At 48.1% G+C, this 17,480-nt stretch carries 16 protein-coding genes; 10 read left to right on the top strand and 6 right to left on the bottom strand.

Annotation, left to right across the window (positions count from 1 at the left end; translation table 11 throughout):
- Positions 1-26 precede the first annotated feature (26 nt).
- The 5 genes from JHL22_RS11350 to JHL22_RS11330 all read left to right on the top strand — a co-directional run bounded on the left by JHL22_RS11350 (position 27) and on the right by JHL22_RS11330 (position 5,006).
- A complete protein-coding gene (locus JHL22_RS11350; protein ID WP_200237423.1) occupies positions 27-782 on the top strand; it encodes an enoyl-CoA hydratase-related protein in 756 nt (251 codons plus the stop codon).
- Positions 779-1,933 carry an acyl-CoA dehydrogenase family protein gene (locus JHL22_RS11345; protein WP_200237420.1) on the top strand — a complete coding sequence of 385 codons (1,155 nt, stop codon included), beginning with the start codon at positions 779-781 and terminating at the stop codon, positions 1,931-1,933. Before JHL22_RS11350 ends, JHL22_RS11345 begins: the two co-directional genes overlap by 4 nt.
- A 779-nt stretch (positions 1,934-2,712) precedes the next feature.
- Positions 2,713-3,921 carry an RNA-guided endonuclease InsQ/TnpB family protein gene (locus JHL22_RS11340; RefSeq protein ID WP_200237417.1) on the top strand — a complete coding sequence of 403 codons (1,209 nt, stop codon included), beginning with the start codon at positions 2,713-2,715 and terminating at the stop codon, positions 3,919-3,921.
- Between the two features lie 80 nt (positions 3,922-4,001).
- A complete protein-coding gene (locus JHL22_RS11335) occupies positions 4,002-4,208 on the top strand; it encodes a hypothetical protein (protein ID WP_200237415.1) in 207 nt (68 codons plus the stop codon).
- Complete coding sequence (locus JHL22_RS11330) at positions 4,209-5,006, top strand: hypothetical protein (protein WP_200237413.1); 798 nt, start codon at positions 4,209-4,211, stop codon at positions 5,004-5,006.
- Here the strand turns inward: JHL22_RS11330 and JHL22_RS11325 are convergent.
- On the bottom strand, positions 4,994-5,950 hold the full coding sequence (locus tag JHL22_RS11325; protein WP_200237410.1) for a LysR substrate-binding domain-containing protein: 957 nt from the start codon (positions 5,948-5,950) through the stop codon (positions 4,994-4,996). The two genes, JHL22_RS11330 and JHL22_RS11325, sit on opposite strands and share 13 nt — an antisense overlap.
- 402 nt (positions 5,951-6,352) lie before the next feature.
- On the opposite strand from JHL22_RS11325, the gene JHL22_RS11320 reads away from it, so the two are divergent.
- Both JHL22_RS11320 and JHL22_RS11315 read left to right on the top strand, forming a co-directional pair.
- Positions 6,353-7,057, top strand: coding sequence for a pirin family protein (locus tag JHL22_RS11320; protein WP_200237407.1), 705 nt, complete (start codon positions 6,353-6,355; stop codon positions 7,055-7,057).
- 107 nt (positions 7,058-7,164) lie between these two features.
- Positions 7,165-7,758 (top strand): nitroreductase family protein, encoded by a 594-nt coding sequence (locus JHL22_RS11315; RefSeq protein WP_200237404.1) that lies wholly within the window; start codon positions 7,165-7,167, stop codon positions 7,756-7,758.
- A gap of 174 nt (positions 7,759-7,932) precedes the next feature.
- Here JHL22_RS11315 and JHL22_RS11310 read toward each other — a convergent pair whose 3' ends face one another.
- Positions 7,933-8,901 (bottom strand): tripartite tricarboxylate transporter substrate binding protein, encoded by a 969-nt coding sequence (locus JHL22_RS11310; RefSeq protein WP_200237402.1) that lies wholly within the window; start codon positions 8,899-8,901, stop codon positions 7,933-7,935.
- 250 nt (positions 8,902-9,151) lie between these two features.
- Positions 9,152-10,126: a tripartite tricarboxylate transporter substrate binding protein gene (locus JHL22_RS11305; protein ID WP_200237399.1), complete on the bottom strand. Its 975-nt coding sequence runs from the start codon at positions 10,124-10,126 to the stop codon at positions 9,152-9,154.
- A 233-nt stretch (positions 10,127-10,359) separates the two neighbouring features.
- Here JHL22_RS11305 and JHL22_RS11300 point away from each other — a divergent pair, with 233 nt between their 5' ends.
- Complete coding sequence (locus JHL22_RS11300; RefSeq protein WP_234041250.1) at positions 10,360-11,319, top strand: Bug family tripartite tricarboxylate transporter substrate binding protein; 960 nt, start codon at positions 10,360-10,362, stop codon at positions 11,317-11,319.
- A gap of 226 nt (positions 11,320-11,545) precedes the next feature.
- Here JHL22_RS11300 and JHL22_RS11295 read toward each other — a convergent pair whose 3' ends face one another.
- Positions 11,546-12,688 (bottom strand): methionine aminotransferase, encoded by a 1,143-nt coding sequence (locus JHL22_RS11295; RefSeq protein ID WP_200237394.1) that lies wholly within the window; start codon positions 12,686-12,688, stop codon positions 11,546-11,548.
- Positions 12,689-12,717: 29 nt separating this feature from the next.
- Entirely contained in the window at positions 12,718-13,476 is a 759-nt protein-coding gene (locus tag JHL22_RS11290) for an ABC transporter substrate-binding protein (RefSeq protein WP_200237392.1), read from the bottom strand.
- Between the two features lie 383 nt (positions 13,477-13,859).
- Here JHL22_RS11290 and JHL22_RS11285 point away from each other — a divergent pair, with 383 nt between their 5' ends.
- The gene (locus JHL22_RS11285; RefSeq protein WP_200237390.1) at positions 13,860-15,278 is read left to right on the top strand and encodes a dihydrolipoyl dehydrogenase; all 1,419 of its coding nucleotides are present in this window, start codon (positions 13,860-13,862) and stop codon (positions 15,276-15,278) included.
- A 17-nt stretch (positions 15,279-15,295) separates the two neighbouring features.
- Complete coding sequence (locus JHL22_RS11280; protein ID WP_200237387.1) at positions 15,296-16,285, top strand: SLAC1 anion channel family protein; 990 nt, start codon at positions 15,296-15,298, stop codon at positions 16,283-16,285.
- 152 nt (positions 16,286-16,437) lie between these two features.
- Here JHL22_RS11280 and ilvC read toward each other — a convergent pair whose 3' ends face one another.
- Positions 16,438-17,454, bottom strand: coding sequence for a ketol-acid reductoisomerase (ilvC, locus tag JHL22_RS11275; RefSeq protein ID WP_200237384.1), 1,017 nt, complete (start codon positions 17,452-17,454; stop codon positions 16,438-16,440).
- Positions 17,455-17,480: the final 26 nt, after the last annotated feature.

Genomic DNA, 17,480 nt, shown 5'->3' with positions numbered 1-17,480 from the left:
TCATCAACACCCTTGGCGGAGAACCCATGAACCAAACTGTTCTGTTAGCCGAGCGCAATAAAGTGCTTACGATTACGATTAATCGCCCCGAACGGCGCAATGCCCTGGATACAGCCGCTTATACCGCCCTTACCCAGGCGTTTGAGTCGGCCACCGGGCGCAACGACTTGCATGCGATTATTCTGCAAGGGGCGCAACAATACTTTACCGCTGGCAATGACCTGCGTGATTTTCAAAGCAAACCCGAAGGCGAAAGCCCCGGCCTGCGTTTTCTGAAAGCGCTGGTCAACACAGATATTCCGGTGATTGCTGCGGTAGAAGGTGCCGCGATTGGCATTGGTGTTACCATGCTAATGCATTGTGATTTTATTATTGCCGCCAGTGACACCTCTTTCAGAATTCCTTTTGTCCCGCTGGGATTATGCCCTGAAGGCGCTTCCAGCGTATTATTGGCACAATATGTCGGCATTCGAAAAGCCAACGAATGGCTGTATTTGGGCCAGCCTTTTACTGCCCAAGAGGCCTTCGAGAGCAAATTCATTAACAAGATTGTGCCACCCGGCCAAGCACTGGATAAAGCAAGTAAAATGGCCAATACCATGGCCACACAGTCTTTGTTGTCATTAAAAACCACCAAGTCCCTGTTAAAAAGGACTTTAACTCCGTTAATTTACGAAACCCTTGACTGCGAACGCGAAGCCTTCATCAAATGTCTTATTTCTGACGAGGCACAGGCAGCATTCCAGCAGTTTTTTACTAAACCAGAGAAGTTGAAATCATGATTAAAGATCAAGAAACCCAGACATTATTAGAGGACAGCCTTCGTCGTTTTATTAACGAAGTACTCGTCCCGGCCGAGGAGCAAGTCGCGGAAACTGATCAGATCCCCGCGGAAATCATTGAACAAATGAAAGAACTGGGCCTTTTTGGCCTGACCTTGCCTGAAGAATACGGCGGCCTGGGTTTATCAATGGAAGAAGAAGTGCGTATTGGCTTTGAGTTGGGCCAAACCTCTCCTGCTTTCCGTTCTTATATTGGCACCAACAACGGTATTGGCGGTTCTGGCATTGTGATTGACGGCACCCCCGAACAAAAAGAAAAGTACCTGCCCCGCATGGCAGCCGGCGAATTGATCGGCTCTTTCGCCCTGACCGAACCTGAAGCGGGTTCCGATGCTGGCTCACTGCGTACCACAGCGGTTCGCGATGGTGATTTTTATGTCTTGAATGGTACCAAACGTTTTATTACGAACGCGCCCCATGCCGGTATTTTTACGGTTATGGCACGCACTTCTACCGAGATCAAAGGCGCTGGTGGTATTTCCGCTTTTATCGTAGAAGCCAACACACCAGGTTTGTCATTAGGCAAAATCGACAAGAAAATGGGCCAGAAAGGTGCCCATACTTGTGACGTTATTTTTGAAAACTGCCGCGTTCCTGCCAGCCAGTTAATTGGTGGTGTAGAAGGGGTTGGCTTTAAAACCGCCATGAAGGTGTTGGATAAAGGCCGCCTGCATATTTCTTCTATTGCCACCGGTGCCGCCAAACGGATGTTGCGTGATGCGCTGAATTATGCCAAAGAGCGCAAGCAGTTTGGTCAGCCTATTGCCAATTTCCAGTTGGTGCAAGGCATGCTGGCAGATAGCAAGGCTGAAATTTACGCAGCCGAGTGTATGATTCTAGACGCGGCACGCCGTCGTGACGCTGGCGAAAATGTATCGGCACTGGCTTCTTGTGCGAAGTATTTCTCTACCGAGATGTGCTGCCGCGTTGCCGACCGTGCGGTACAGATTTTTGGCGGTGCGGGTTATGTGTCAGAGTACGGCATTGAACGGTTTTACCGTGATGTCCGTTTGTTCAGGTTGTATGAAGGTACTTCACAAATCCAGCAAATTATTATTGCCAAGGATTTAATCAGGAACGATTCTATCTGATTCTGGCTGGATGCAATACCTGATTAGATGCAATACCTGATTAGATGCAATACCTGATTAGATGCAATTCCTGATTAGATGCAATTCCTGATTAGATGCAATTCCTGATTAGATGCAATTCCTGATTAGATGCAATTCCTGATTAGATGCAATAACCAAGTAGATGCAATAACCAGTTTAGATATTAATACGCAGTCTGTGACTCCATGTCCAGACTGCGTTTTTAATTCCCCTCCCGTGGAGGGGTGGCAGGCAAAGCCTGACGGGGTGGTTGCTTAAAGCGACGGGATAATTGAACGAAGCACCGGGGGTGGTTGCTTAAAGCGACGAGGTAATTGAACGAAGCACCGGGCTGGTTGTTTAAATCCTATTTAACAGCGGTGCGGCAAGTGCAGTCCCCTTTGCTCCGACGCCCCTGCGGGCCGAAGTCGCGGCAGGGAACCACACTTTCCACACCTTTTGCCTGTTTTAGAAAGTGATGCATACTGCCTGTTTTCATATAACTAAAAACAAGGTAGCAAACGTAAAGCTGGATAATACCATCCAGCTTTACGTTTGCTACCAATGAATTTTTAACATACAATCAAATGACAGGAAGCCAAAAATATTTTAGATATCAAGATGCTTTTTCTTACGGGATACCTATCCTACTTAGTACATTTAACTCACATTTACCACTAAGTGCGGAAAGCCCCATCATTCATGGTGGGGATGGATAGCACGGGGTCCGAAGGACACCCTTTTCTTGCACTCTTTTCTGTTTCAACTATACTAAACCCATGCAACGTCTCCAAGCCTACCGGTTCGAACTCATGCCCAATGGCCAACAGCAGCACGCCATGCGCAGCTTTGCCGGTTCCTGTCGGTATGTGTATAACCAGGCATTGCACTTGCAGCAGGAACGGTATAAAGCGGGTGAAAAGAAACTGGGTTATGCCGAGCTGTGCAAGGTACTGACTGCATGGAAAAAACAACCGGAAACCCATTGGTTGAATAACACCCCCAGCCAGGCTTTGCAACAGGCACTGAAGGATCTGGAACGGGCCTACAAAAATTTCTTTGAAAAGCGGGCTGATTTTCCCCGTTTCAAGAAAAAAGGCCGTGCTGACAGCTTCCGTTATCCGCAAGGTATTCAGCTGGAGCAAGGCAATAGCCGGGTATTCTTGCCCAAGTTGGGCTGGATACGTTATCGCAACAGCCAGAACGTTCAGGGCAAGGTAAAGAATGTCACCGTCAGCCAGTCAGCAGGTAAGTGGTTTGTCAGCATCCAGACCGAGCGGGAAGTAGACCAGCCCCTGCCTAAAGCGACTACTGCCATTGGCATAGATATGGGCATTGCCCGTTTTGCCACGTTAAGCGATGGCAGCTACATTGCACCGCTCAACCGTTTCAAGCAGCACCAGGTACGGCTTGCCCGCTATCAACGGGCCATGAGCCGTAAAGTGACATTCAGCAGTAACTGGAAAAAGGCCAGGGCCAAAGTCCAAAAGCTACATACCGGTATTGCCAACGCCCGCAAGGACTTTCTGCATAAGGCTTCAAGCCAGATCAGCCAAAACCACGCCATGATCGTGATTGAAGATTTGCAGGTACGGAATATGTCCAGGTCGGCATCCGGTACCCGCGAGCAGCCGGGTAGCAACGTGAAGGCCAAATCGGGTTTGAACAAATCCATTCTGGATCAAGGCTGGGGAGAATTCAGACGACAGCTTGAATACAAGACGGCATGGAATGGTGGCTGGCTGATTGCCGTACCACCGCAAAATACCAGCCGTACTTGCCCTTGTTGCGGTCATGTCTCCAAAGATAACCGCCAGACACAAGCCCAATTTCATTGTCTTCAATGCAGTTTTGAAGATCATGCCGACAAGGTCGGTGCGATTAATATTTTAAGGGCGGGACACGCCCGGTTCGCCTGTGAAGTGAGTGATGCAGTCAGGTCGCCAGCAGCAGGAACCCACCGAGGTGAGTTAGTCCCTGTGGGCTAAACACGGTAGGAATCCCCTTCCTTGGCCCCTTGGGGCCGAGCGTTAGCGAGAGGGAGGGGAGGATGTCAAAGGAGATTACCATGCGTACATTTAACCGTGCAAAGCAATTCTGTGAATTTGTGGGCAAGAAGCTTATGTCAACTGAACAAGTTTCTTCATTTAAAAATGACGTCCTTATTTTGGAAAAAGACGGAAGTATGCGCCTGAATTATAAAAATGAAAAAGTGCAAAAAAACATTAAAGAACACCTGAAAAGCCTGGAAAAAATCAATTTAAAAGGCCGTTAAATGGCCTTAATCCTTATCCTGATTATTCTGGTTTTAGGGTATAGGTATTGCACAGCAATTCCGGTTCAGCAAGCCATCTTAAAAAGAAGCGCAGGCTGGGAATCATACGTATTATTAGGTCATCATGGCATAACCATTATTTTGCAAGGTTTACTTGCCTTTCTTGTTTTTGTGATATTTGGATACGCCTTAACTGCCATTCTTGCCCTACCCAAACTGGCATTTACACTAGAAAATTACGATCCCATTAATTGGTTTACCAAATTAATATGGTTCAAACAAATTGCACAGATTGATGTCTGGATAGCAGGCATCATAATTTTTTCAATGGCGATGTGCCAACGTAAAATCAATCATGACAAGGAAAAACAGGCGGAGATGGATAATTGGACTTCGCAATTAAGAAGTCTGGATGCAATACTGGATATCATAATTTATGCTTCTTCTGAAATCAAACCGGTAAAAATATCCTTAAAATCCAGAAAAGTCTATGTTGGTGTTATCGTTAGTGAACAGTTTGAACACATTGACGCAGACAATATCGTTATCATCCCCTACCTGAGCGGGCACCGTGAAAAAGATACTTTGGTCGTTAATTTTGATCATAATTACCTTAAAGTATATAAGAAAAACAACAATAATCATCAGCCAGAAACAGACAACACCTTCGCGGTAGACATGAAAGAATTTAAATGTGTCATTCGATTGAATGAAGTTGAAAGTATTTCATTGTTTGATTTTAAGTATTATCAAGACTTTCATCACGAAGAAAAAACAAACACCCATCAAACAATCTGAAAAAGCTGTGGCCGTTTATACAACTGCATTTTAGTAAACGCCACCATCCGTTCAAATAAATCAGGCCTTGCCAAGCGTTTCTGCCACCAGGCCAGCGCCTTTCCTGGCGACTCATTGCGCCAGGCCACATACAAGGTTTCCATTGGTTTGGGGATACTGACCGCTTTTTCAACCAGCAAGCGCTGGCGCAGTGCCTCTTCCACATAAGCGGCTGGCAAAAACCCAAACCCCAGGCCTGCCATTTGGTATTCAAACTTGCTTAACAAATTGGGTACCGTAATACTGGACTGCCCCGACAGCACACCTACCGTACGGGCCGGTAGCCTTCGGGCTGAGTCGGACACCACAATGGCATGATGTGCCAGCAAATCGGCCTGCGTTAGCGGGCGGTCAATCTGCGCCAGCGGATGACTGGGCGACACCACAAAACGAAACGGCATCTGCCCAATCAAATGCGTATGGAACTCACCACTTAAGGCAATATTATCAATCGTTAGCCCAATAAAAATATCGGTTCTGCCATCCTGAAGGGACTCCCAGGTGCCCGACAGCACCTCTTCGGATATCCGTATGCCTGTCTGACTGGTTTCCTGATGAAAGGCCAGCAAATCGTCTTTCAGGCAAAGCGAAGAAAACATGGTATTGACCCCAATCCGCAGTTCGGTTTCCCAGCCACTGGCCACCCTTTGCACCCTGTTTTCAAGCTCGGCAGCGGCCTGCATAAGCACCCTTCCCTCTTTCAGCAACTCGACACCCGCCCGGGTCAGGCTGATTTTGGGGCCATTGCGCTCAAACAATTTTACGTCCAGGTTTTCTTCCAGCTTTTGCACTGTATAAGAAACCGCCGAAGGTACCCGAAACAACTCTTTGGCAGCGCCCGCAAAAGAACCATGCCGGTCGATGGCATCCAGCAAATACAAAGCATCCAGACTGATTTTGAACATAAAAAATCCTTTCCTTCATTTCATACAACAGGCCGCCTGACCGTTGACCGTTGACCGTTGACCGTTGACCGTTGACCGTTGACCGTTGATCGTTGACCGTTGACCGTTGATCGTTGATCGTTGATCGTTGATCGTTGATCGTTGATCGTTGACCGTTGACCGTTGATCGTTGACCGTTGACCGTTGATCGTTGATCGTTGATCGTTGATCGTTGATCGTTGATCGTTGATCGTTGATCGTTGATCAGACTATTATATTCAAATATTTTGATGATATGCCACAAAACATTCCGTTTTTCAAACGGAATGAAATATAAGATAATAGCTACATATTGAATTTAAACAGATTTTATAAGAAATACATGCTTTCAAATAATCTGTTCTTATATGTAAGGAATATGACATGCTATCTATTACCAAAAGTCATGAGCGAGGTCACGTCCAGCACGGATGGTTGGATAGTCGTCACTCATTTTCATTTGGCAGCTACTACAACCCTAAACAAATGGGTTTTGGGCCGCTGCGGGTTATTAACGAAGACCGGATAGAACCCGGCCAGGGCTTTGGGACTCACGGCCATGAAAATATGGAAATTGTCAGTTATGTGCTGTCGGGTTCGCTTGAACACAAAGACAACATGGGCAATGGTTCTGTTTTGCGTCGTGGCCAGGTTCAGCGCATGAGCGCCGGAACGGGTGTCTTGCATAGCGAGTTCAACCCTTCTGCCACTGATGAATCCCATTTTCTGCAAATCTGGCTTTATCCTAACCAGAAAAATATTGAGCCCAGCTATGAAGAAGCCGTTTTTAACGATGAGGACAAACAGGACAAGTGGTGCCTGATCGCCTCTGAAACCGGTGAACAGGGCGCCGTACGCATTCACCAGGATGCCAGACTGTATGCCGGCATTTTCAACGGCCAGCAGGCACCCGAATATACCTTGTCAGATGACCGCATCGCCTATATTCATGTCGTCAAGGGCAGTATTACCATTAATGGCCAGGCCCTGCTGGCGGGTGACGCGCTCAAGCTGACCACCGAATCGCTTATTCAGATTCAGCAAGCCAATAATGCCGAAGTCCTATTATTTGACATGACAGCCCATTAAACACAGAATCGCGGCAGTCATGAGAAGTTTAATGCCATATCAGGTTCCGAATGGCAAAGCAAAAATGAACAGGAACGATATAATTATTTTTTTAACAAGGGTTAGACATGAGTTTTTTAGATAAATTGAAATCACGCCGCAGCATCTATGCACTGGGCCGTAACATAGCAACAGACAACAGTACCATTGAATCCATTATCAAGGAAGCTGTCCGCAACTCGCCTTCTTCCTTCAACTCACAAAGCTCACGTGCCGTTATCCTGTTCAATGGCGAGCACGTTGCTTTCTGGGAAATTGTTGAAAACACCCTGCGCGCTATTGTGCCGGCCGATGCTTTCGCTGCCATCGAAGCCAAAATCAACAGTTTCAAGGCCGGTCACGGTACCGTTCTGTTCTTTGAAGACCAAAACGTCGTCAAAGGCCTGCAAGAAAAATTTGCCGCTTATGCAGACAACTTCCCGGTCTGGTCCGAACAGGCTTCTGGCATTGCCCAGCACGCTGTATGGCTGGCTTTGGCAGACCACGACATTGGCGCTTCATTACAGCACTACAACCCCATCATTGACGAGCAAACCCTTGCCCGCTGGAACCTGCCCGCCAACTGGAAACTGCGTGCCCAAATGCCTTTCGGCAGCATTGAAGCCCCCGCCGGTGAAAAAGCATTTATGGAAGACGAAGATCGTTTCCGCGTTTTTGCCTGATTTTTGCTAGCTGAACAACCGCCTGCGAAGCACTCGGCATGTGGTTGTGCAGACTGGCAAATAGCCAGTTATCATTAAAAAACCCGAGAACCCGGTATTAAGGACCGGTTTCTCGGGTTTTATTTTTAAAGTCCAGCCAATTAGCTGGACTTTTTTGCATGATGACTTAATTAATTACTCATCGCCCATTCTTTCAATAACGTCTTTTTCGTTCTCGAAGTTATCAATCGCAAACTGGGTATAGGCCTTGTTATCCATGTAATAGGTTCTTACACCGTAGTCCTTAATCACTTTAAGGAAACTGGGGTCTTCCATGGCCGCTTTCACCGCCAGGTCAAGCTTTTCTACAATTTCCTGTGGCAAGCCTTTAGGACCGGCAATACCTAACGGTGAAGGCACTATAACAGGGTAACCGGCTTCAGTAATGGTAGGAATATCCGCATAGGCTTCAGGACGTTTTTCGGCGGCGACTGCCAAAACACGCACCTTGCCAGACTCCATGAATGGAATGATAACGTTGGTAGACATCACTGCTTGTAAATGCCCCCCCATCAAGGCACCAATGGCCTCGGAGTCTGATTTGTAAGGAATATGGGTTACTTCTACATCGGCAGCCCTGGCCAGCTCAACAATGCCTACATGATTACCAGAATAACGTCCAGGTGAACTAATCGTTAGTTCACCCGGATTTTCTTTGGCATATTTCAGCAGGTCATCCAGTGTTTTATAGGAAGAGTTGGCATCTACCCCAATCGCAAAATCATAGGCGGCAAAAGCGGCAATATAACTTAAATCCTTGATGGGATCGTAACGGGTTGCCTGCAAATAGGGCTGGCGGAAAATACCCACTGGGGTCAACGCCAGTTTATAGCCATCGGGCTTGGTGTTAACCATTTCATTGGCACCCATGGAACCGGCAGCACCAGGTTTGTTTTCAACCACAATGGTTTGACCTAGCTGTTTTGACAAGCTTGCACCCAGTGCCCGCCCAATCAGGTCGGTAGTGCCGCCCGCTGCATAGGGAACGACCAGCGTAATGGGTTTGCTAGGGTAGTTTTCAGCACCCTTTGCCATTGTTGCCGGGGTAAAAAAAGCAGCGCTTACGGCAGTGCTTAAGACAGCCAATTGATAAAGTTTTTTCATAGATAAACATCTCCTGCTTCCGTGATCGGAATAATATCAGGCGTATTGCCCAGTAACCATATTGGTCTATTCTATCATTAGTCGGGTTGATTTCCTTAGCATCAGGCCGGCCAATCCAATCAATATTATAAAACCATGTTTTGCATTGCGGAATGATTTAACGCAAGAAGTCTGAATTAAATACAATTGCCCCTCCTGGCAGGAAACGCAGAAGGGGCAATTAATAAGCGGATAATACCTATATCCCGGCTCAGGATTCCTGCTTCATTCTTTCTACAATACTGCGTTCTTCCTCAAACGTTTTCTGTGCAAATTCAGTGTATTGGGCGGCATCCATGTAATCAGTACGAATGCCATAGTCTTTTAACACTTTGGTTACCACTGGGTCATCCATGGCCACTTTTACCGCCTTCTCCAGGGTAGACACAATGTTTTCAGGCAAACCTTTGGGGCCTGCCAGGCCTAATGGAGAACGAATCACCACCGGATAACCCAGTTCCTTCAGGGTCGGATACTCGGCAAAGGCATCTGGGCGTTCATTGGCAGCGGTTGCCAGAATCCTGACCTTGCCCGATTGAACAAACGGAATCACGCTATTGGATACAACGGATGTTTTAATATGCCCCCCCATCAGGGCGCCCACGTTTTCCGCATCTCCCTTGTAAGGAATATGGGTAAATTTTGCATTCACTGCCGTACCCAGTTCGGTCATGACCACATGATTGCCGGTAAAGCGGCCCGGTGTGCCGTAATCAATCTCACCCGGATTTTTTTGCGCATGCGCTACCAGCTCTTTCATGCTTTTGATGGGAGAATCAGCCGCCACGGAAATAGTGAAATCATATTCTGCAAAGGCGGCAATATAGGTTAAGTCCTTGATGGGATCATAACGGGTTTGCTGCAAATAGGGTTGACGGAAAATACCCACTGGCGACAGGGCCAGGCGATATCCATCAGGCTTGGTGGTCACCATTTCATTGGCCCCCATAGAGCCGGCTGCCCCCGATTTGTTTTCAATGACGACGGTTTGTTTAAGCTGGCGGGAAAGGCTGTCTGCCATGGCCCTGGCAATAAGATCTGTCGTACCACCAGGTGCGTAAGGCACAATAATGGTAATGGGTTTGGACGGATAATTGTCTTGCGCAAAAGCCGGTGCGCCCAACAAAATACCGACCACTGTCACGGGCAGCGTTATTGCCTGAATTCCTTTCAACGTAAACTTCATGTCTCACTTCCTGATTGATATATCTGTTTTTAGAAAAATTACCGCACACCTGGGCTGCTAAAGATACGGTTAACCGTAAATAGAGTTAGCGGAATCCCCCCCATAGACAGGGATGAGTGTTTTCACTAGGTGATTAATGATAGTTGGATTTATTAATATAAAACATCTATCATTAACCCTAATAATCAAAACCATGTTCTACTATGCAAAACAACCTTAGGAGACTTTCTATCATGAAAAAACTAGCATTAGCAACGTTGGCGGCACTTAGCCCGCTGGTACTTTCACAACAGGCAGTGGCCCAGGACAAATGGCCATCCAAGCCGATTACGGTCATTGTGCCTTACACACCTGGCGGTTCTACTGATACGGTTTCACGTGTGGTCATGCAAAAACTGTCCGATCGTCTGGGGCAAACCATTGTGATAGAAAACAAGCCCGGCGCCAACAGTACCATTGGCACCTCACAGGCAGCCCGTTCAAAACCTGACGGCTATACGTTTGTAACGGTTCTGGCGGCTTATTCCGCCAACCCGCATTTGTACAAGCTGACTTATTCCAATGATGATTTCGAGCCTATTTCACACATGGCCGATTTACCGCTGTTCCTGTTTACCAGCAAGCAGTTGCCGGTTAATTCGGTACAGGAACTGGTTGAGTATGGCAAGAAAAACCCGTTGAATTATGCCTCTAGCGGGATTGGTTCAAGCGCACATTTAACAGGCGCGCATTTTGCAAAAATTGCGGGCCTAGAGATGAATCATATTCCGTATAAAGGCAGCGCCCCTATTCTGGCTGATTTGTTAAGTGGCCAGGTTTCCATGGTGTTTGATCCAATCCTGGTCCCTATGCCTTATGTGAAAGAAGGCAAATTGAATGTGTTGGGGATTACTTCTTTAGATAAGTATGAAGGTGAAGAATCAGTACCCACGCTGGATGAGTCCGGCTTCAAGGGTTTCAAAATGAATTCATGGGTGGCCCTGATGGCCCCGGCCGGCACGCCACCAGAGATTGTTGAGCGGGTTTCAAAAGAAATTGCCGAGGTGGTGAAAGAGCCTGAGGTGATTGAAAAATTCAGAAGCGCGGGTTTTGTACCCGTTGGCAGCACCCCGGCAGAACTGGATGCACTCATTAAACGGGATTCCGAACTGTATGGAAATATTGTGAAGGAATCTGATATTAAAGTGCAGTAAATAGCGGGGCTTGGGTTTTCAGGTTTTTGAACGCTATTTGTTTTTACTGCTATCTGCTAGCGGTTGGCTTTCTACTTGAAACCGGTGCAGCAAGGGCAATCCGCCTTGCTCCGATGCCCCTGCGGGCCGAAATCGCTGCACCGGACCACCCTTTTCCACACCTTAAACCTGCTCAAAGAAAAAACCAAGAGCAGGCCTCTTTTCATCGCTCCAACTCCCCACCCCCTTAAACTTCGCACAACCGGCGGGCCCCTTCTTCCAGCGTTTCGTCATCTTTGGAAAACGTTAACCGTAATATACCCTGATCAGCGCCGTCAGAATAAAATGCCGACAACGGCAAGGTGGCTACACCATGGTTGACAATTAAATGCTTAACCATCTCCACATCAGACAAATCATTAAAATGCCCGAAACCGGCCAGCATGAAATAGCCGCCTTTACTGGGCAACAATTCAAACCGGGATGCCTTTAAGCCATGCGCCAGCAAATCTCTTTTCTCCTGGTAAATGGTTGATAAGGTCATGTAATGATTGGGCTGCTCCATCATCGCAGCCAGCGCATACTGCATGGGCGTATCGGCAGGAAACATCACATATTGCTGAACCTTGCGGATTTCCTGCGTAAGCATGGCGGGTGCCACACAATAAGCCACGTGCCAGCCGCTTACCTGATACACCTTGCTAAAAGAAGTTACCACAATAGCGCGGGCAGCCAGGTCTGGGTAAGACGACATGGAACGGTGCACATCCTCGTCAAAAACCAGATGCTCGTAAACCTCATCGGACAGAATAATAATATGGCTGTCTTTCACCAAGCCCTGCAAAGCCTGAATATCTGCTTCTGACAACACCGATGCTGTCGGGTTATGAGGCGAATTGATAATAATCATGCGGGTTTTGGCATTGATTTTTGCTTTCACCAAATCCCAGTCAGGCGTAAAACCGGGCGCTTGCAGCTTGATGGCAACCGGAACCGCCCCCTGCAACGCAATCATGGCGGCATAACTGTCAAAGGACGGTTCAAAATAAATGACCTCATCACCCGCATGCACTACCGCGGCAATGCTGGCAAACAGCGCCTCTTTGGCACTGGGCATCACGGTTACTTCCGTGTCGGGATGGTAGCTATGGGTATAAAGAAATGAAATCTTGTCGGCAATTTTTTCACGCAGTGCCATTAAGCCTTCCCAGGGAGCCTGCAAACTGCCTTCAGCCTGCATGGCCTCATTGGCATTTTCTATCAATTCTTGAGAAAAAGGAAAGTCGGGCGTACCGTGTGCCAGGTTAACAGCATCATATTGCGTTAATAAATAATCGGCAGCACTGAAAATACTGCTACCGCTAGCGGCAAACTTGGATTTGATTTGCATAATGACATCCTGACGTTAAAGGTGGCTGATTACTTCGCCACCCAGTTGGCATTGAAATACTTTTCTGACAGTTTGCCTATAGTCCCGTCATTTTTCAACTCCTGAATGGCGGCATCAAGATGTTGCCTAAGTTCGGTATCTTTTTTTCGCAAGCCAAAAGCAATACCTTCGCCAAAAATCTCGGCATCATGCAAAATGGGTTCAACCAGCTCATACCCTTCACCCTCAGGGCGATTCAGAAAACTGTCCAGGGCGCTGGGACTGTTTTGCACGGCACCTTGAATACGGCCATTGGCCAAATCCTGGTAAATTTGATCTTGCGAGGCATAAGAAACAATCTTCACCCCCTGTTTGCCCCAATGCTTGCGCACAAAGGCTTCCTGCGAAGAGCCCTGCAATACCCCAATCGACAAACCCTGAAGGCTCTCAACAGTGGGCTGCAGGCCAGACCCTTTTTTAACCAGCAACTGGCTGGGCACGATATATACCGGCTGGGTAAAATCAATCACTTTCTGACGGGCCGCCGTGATATCCATGGCTGAATTGATAAAGTCAAACTTGCGTGCATTCAGGGCGGGAATCAGGCCATCAAAACTGGTTTCCACCCATTCGCATTTGACGTTCATTTTGGCACAAACGGCCTCACCCAATTCAATATCAAAGCCCACCAAGGTGCCATCGGGCGCTTTGCTTTCGAAAGGTGGGTACAAGGCTTCCACACCGATTTCAAGAGTTTCATTGGCTTGTGCCACGCCCGTCAGGGAAGCCAGGGCCAGCATGCCCGCCATAACCAGAGTTTTTTATTTTCATTGGATTTTCCTGCAAAAAAACCTCTGTTTTCACAGAGGTTGATCGTTTTATAACCTGTGTTAATACAAGTCTGCGCCGCCTGCCAAGGCAAGCAAACACACACCTGAAACACTCGCGAATAACAACAAGGCTACACGCAATTATTGGATTGTTCAACCGGTTTGTGGAAGGCAAGTCCATCTTGCTGCGGTGACCTTTCAATGCTGTTGACTGAATGATAACAGCATGAAATCTTTTTACTGGCACCATTTTCTGCTTCATTGATCCGAAACAAATAATTATATATATAAATATTATATTATTTTATATAATATCTAGCTGTAAAGCATTCTGCCTCTTTCAACAGAAAGGAATATCTGCCATGGACCAAAAAACCATTCAAACTGATGTCGCTATTATTGGCGCAGGCACGGCCGGCCTTTATGCGCTTAGGGAAGTGCGTCGCGCCAACAAACAATTCGTGCTTATCGACAAAGGCCCCCTGGGCACCACCTGCGCACGGGTAGGCTGCATGCCCTCAAAACTGGCCTTGCATGAAGGCGCCCTACAAAAACGGCAACAAAATACTGAAAACAAAACCAACACTTTTGACGCAGATAAACTAAACAAAACCTGGGCACGGTTGCAAGAACAAAGAGATTTTTTTGCCAACCGGGCCAGCAAAGCAGCCACTTCAGCCGCCAAAGACCAGCTTTTAACCGGTAACGCCCGCTTTTTAACCCCCACTACCCTGGAAGTCAGCAACGCTGGCCAAATCACGCTGGTGCAGGCAAAAAAAGTCATTATTGCCAACGGTTCACGCCCCGCCATACCCGCCTGGCTTGATCCGGTGCTAGAACACACCATTAGTACCGATGAACTGTTTGAACTTAAAGAACTGCCTTCCAGCATTGGCATTTTAGGCCTTGGCGCCATCGGCATGGAAATGGGTCTGGCCCTGTCCCGCCTGGGCATCAAAGTGGTGGGGGCTGATTTATCACCCGCCATCGCGGGCATTGCCGACCCGCACATCAATGAACAGGCCATTGCCCGTTTCAGCCAGGAAATGGAACTTTGGCTTGGCCAGCCAACCGCCGTCAGCCTGGCTGATAAAGGGGTGCTGCTGCAATCGGGCAATCGCCAGGCCAAGGTAGACCTGCTACTGGCTGCACTGGGCCGACGCCCCAACCTGGATGCCCTTAACCTGCAAGCAGCCGGGTTCCCGCTTAATGAAAAAGGCATCCCCGCCTTCAACCCGCATACCATGCAGATCACCGGCCTGCCCGTATTTCTGGCCGGTGACTGCACCGGCAGCAAAACCTTAATGCATGAAGCAAGCGCCGAAGGCAGTATTGCCGGCTTCAATGCCGTGCAAGACAACCCCGTTTGCTTCAAACGCATGCAGTCATTGGGCATCGCTTTTTCAGACCCGGATGTTTTCAGTGTGGGTGAAACGTTAGGCAATCTTAAAGAACACAACACCATTACCGGTAAAGCACAAGGCACCAATAATGGCCGCGCCCGGGTTTTGCACGAAGAAAACAGCCTGCTGCATATTTATGCCGATGCCCAAAGCGGCACCTTACTGGGTGCTGCCGGCATGACTGCCCGTGGTGAACACTTGGCCCACCTGCTGGCCTGGGCCATTCAACGCCAGGAAACCGCGGCCTCTTTGCTGCAAATGCCTTTTTATCATCCGGTCCTTGAGGAAATGATTCAGTCTGCGCTACAGGATATTGTCCGCCAAATGCCTGTGCAATCACCCTATCCCTTTGGCCTGTCTGTCTTGAATTGTAATTAACCTGGAACATTTTTAAAATGAGTCATTCCATTAGCAGCAACCTTCCCGCTCAACAAAATAGTCGGCTTGCCTACTTTCCTGTTGCCCTGTTTTCTTCAGTCATGGGCATGGCCGGCCTGGCCATTGCCTGGCTGAAAGCCGCACAGGCATTTAACCTGCCACTCGGCCCAGGTATTGGCATCCGCTGGCTGGCTACCCTGCTGTATGTATTTCTACTTATTGTTTACACCAGCAAGCTATTCCGCTTTCCCGACGAAGTGAAAAAAGAATGGTGCCACCCGGTTAAAATCAATTTCATGGCCGCCATCACCATTGGCTTGCTGTTGGTTTCCATTTCATGGCTGTCGGCACCCGGCGTTTCAAAATGGATGTGGGCGGTGGCCACCATCGGGCACTTTTTGCTGACTATTGCCGTTATTAACAGCTGGCTGAACAAAAGCCATTACCAAATTACCCATGTCAACCCAGCCTGGTTTATTCCGGTGGTGGGCAATATTTTAATTCCCATTGCCGGCGTGCACCATGCACCGGCGGATATCAGCTGGTTCTTTTTCAGTATTGGCCTGGTTTTCTGGGTGGTATTAATGACCATCGTATTTTACCGTATCTTTTTCCATGACCCGTTGCCTGCCAAAATGACGCCCACCCTGTTCATTCTAATTGCACCACCATCAGTGGCTTTTATTTCCTATCTGGCCCTTAATCACCACCAGCTGGATGGCTTTGCCAGAGTGCTGTACTTCTTTGCGCTCTTCCTTACCTTGCTGTTGGCCAGTAATGCCCTGCGGTTTTTCAGGTTGCCATTTGCCCTTTCAGCCTGGGCTTACTCATTTCCGCTGGCAGCCATCACCATTGCCACCACCGAAATGGCCACCCAAAGTGCAGGCAGTTTCTACAGTCTTCTGGCAGGCCTGTTGCTGTTTGTACTTAGCGGCATTATTTTAATTTTGACCTATCGCACCCTGCTGGCGGTTAAACGCAAACAAATCTGCCTGCCAGAACACTAGACCAGGTTTTTCGTTCTCATACTCTCGCGTGGAACGGAGAGCGGACAACAAGCAACAGGAAAAAATTCAGCCCCGTATTTCTATTGGTAAAAACCAACAAAATGCGGGGCTGTATTTTTAGTGAGCGAGTCTTCTGACCCGCAAAACCAAAATTAGTTTTTAGACTGGTCAACCAGTTTGTTGGCAGCGATCCAGGGCATCATGGCGCGCAGTTGTGCACCAACCTGCTCGATTGGGTGCTCGGCATTCAGGCGACGGCGTGAACGCAGTGTGGGTGCGCCAGCCTGGTTTTCCAGGATGAAGCTTTTCGCGTATTCACCAGTTTGAATGTCTTTCAGGGTTTCGCGCATGGCTTGCTTGGTTTCTTCGGTAACCACACGTGGGCCGGTTACGTATTCGCCATATTCTGCGTTGTTGGAAATAGAGTAGTTCATGTTGGCAATGCCACCTTCGTAGATCAGGTCTACGATCAGTTTCAGTTCGTGCAAACATTCGAAGTAAGCCATTTCAGGGGCATAACCGGCTTCAACCAGGGTTTCAAAACCGGCTTTGATCAGCTCAACAGCACCGCCACACAGAACAGCCTGCTCACCGAACAGGTCGGTTTCGGTTTCTTCACGGAAGTTGGTTTCAATAATACCGGCACGACCGCTACCAATGGCAGACGCATAAGACAGCGCTACATCACGGGCAGAACCGGAGTTGTCTTGATGAACCGCAACCAGGGCAGGAACACCACCACCTTGCGCATAAGTACCACGTACAGTATGACCGGGCGCTTTAGGCGCAACCATGATCACGTCAACGTCGGTGCGAGGTACAACCTGACCGTAGTGAACGTTGAAACCGTGAGCAAAAGCCAGTGCGGCACCGGGTTTCAGGTTGTCGGCAACCTGGTTTTTGTAAACTTCAGCAATGTTTTCATCGGGCAGAAGAATCATGACCAGGTCGGCAGATTTAACGGCTTCGGCTACTTCAGCCACTTTCAGGCCAGCGTTAACCGCTTTGTTCCAGCTTGCGCCATTTTTGCGTAGGCCAACGGTAACGTTAATACCGGAATCATGCAGGTTAAGTGCATGGGCATGGCCCTGAGAACCATAACCGATAATAGCCACGTTTTTGCCTTTGATTAAAGACAGGTCACAATCTTTGTCGTAAAAAACTTTCATTTAAAGCCCCAAAATATATATTTTTA

The sequence above is a fragment of the Advenella mandrilli genome (assembly GCF_016595155.1).
Taxonomy (GTDB): domain Bacteria; phylum Pseudomonadota; class Gammaproteobacteria; order Burkholderiales; family Burkholderiaceae_B; genus Advenella; species Advenella mandrilli.
The sequence above is the reverse complement of the archived record's forward strand: the minus strand, read 5'-3'. Positions and strand labels throughout refer to the sequence as shown.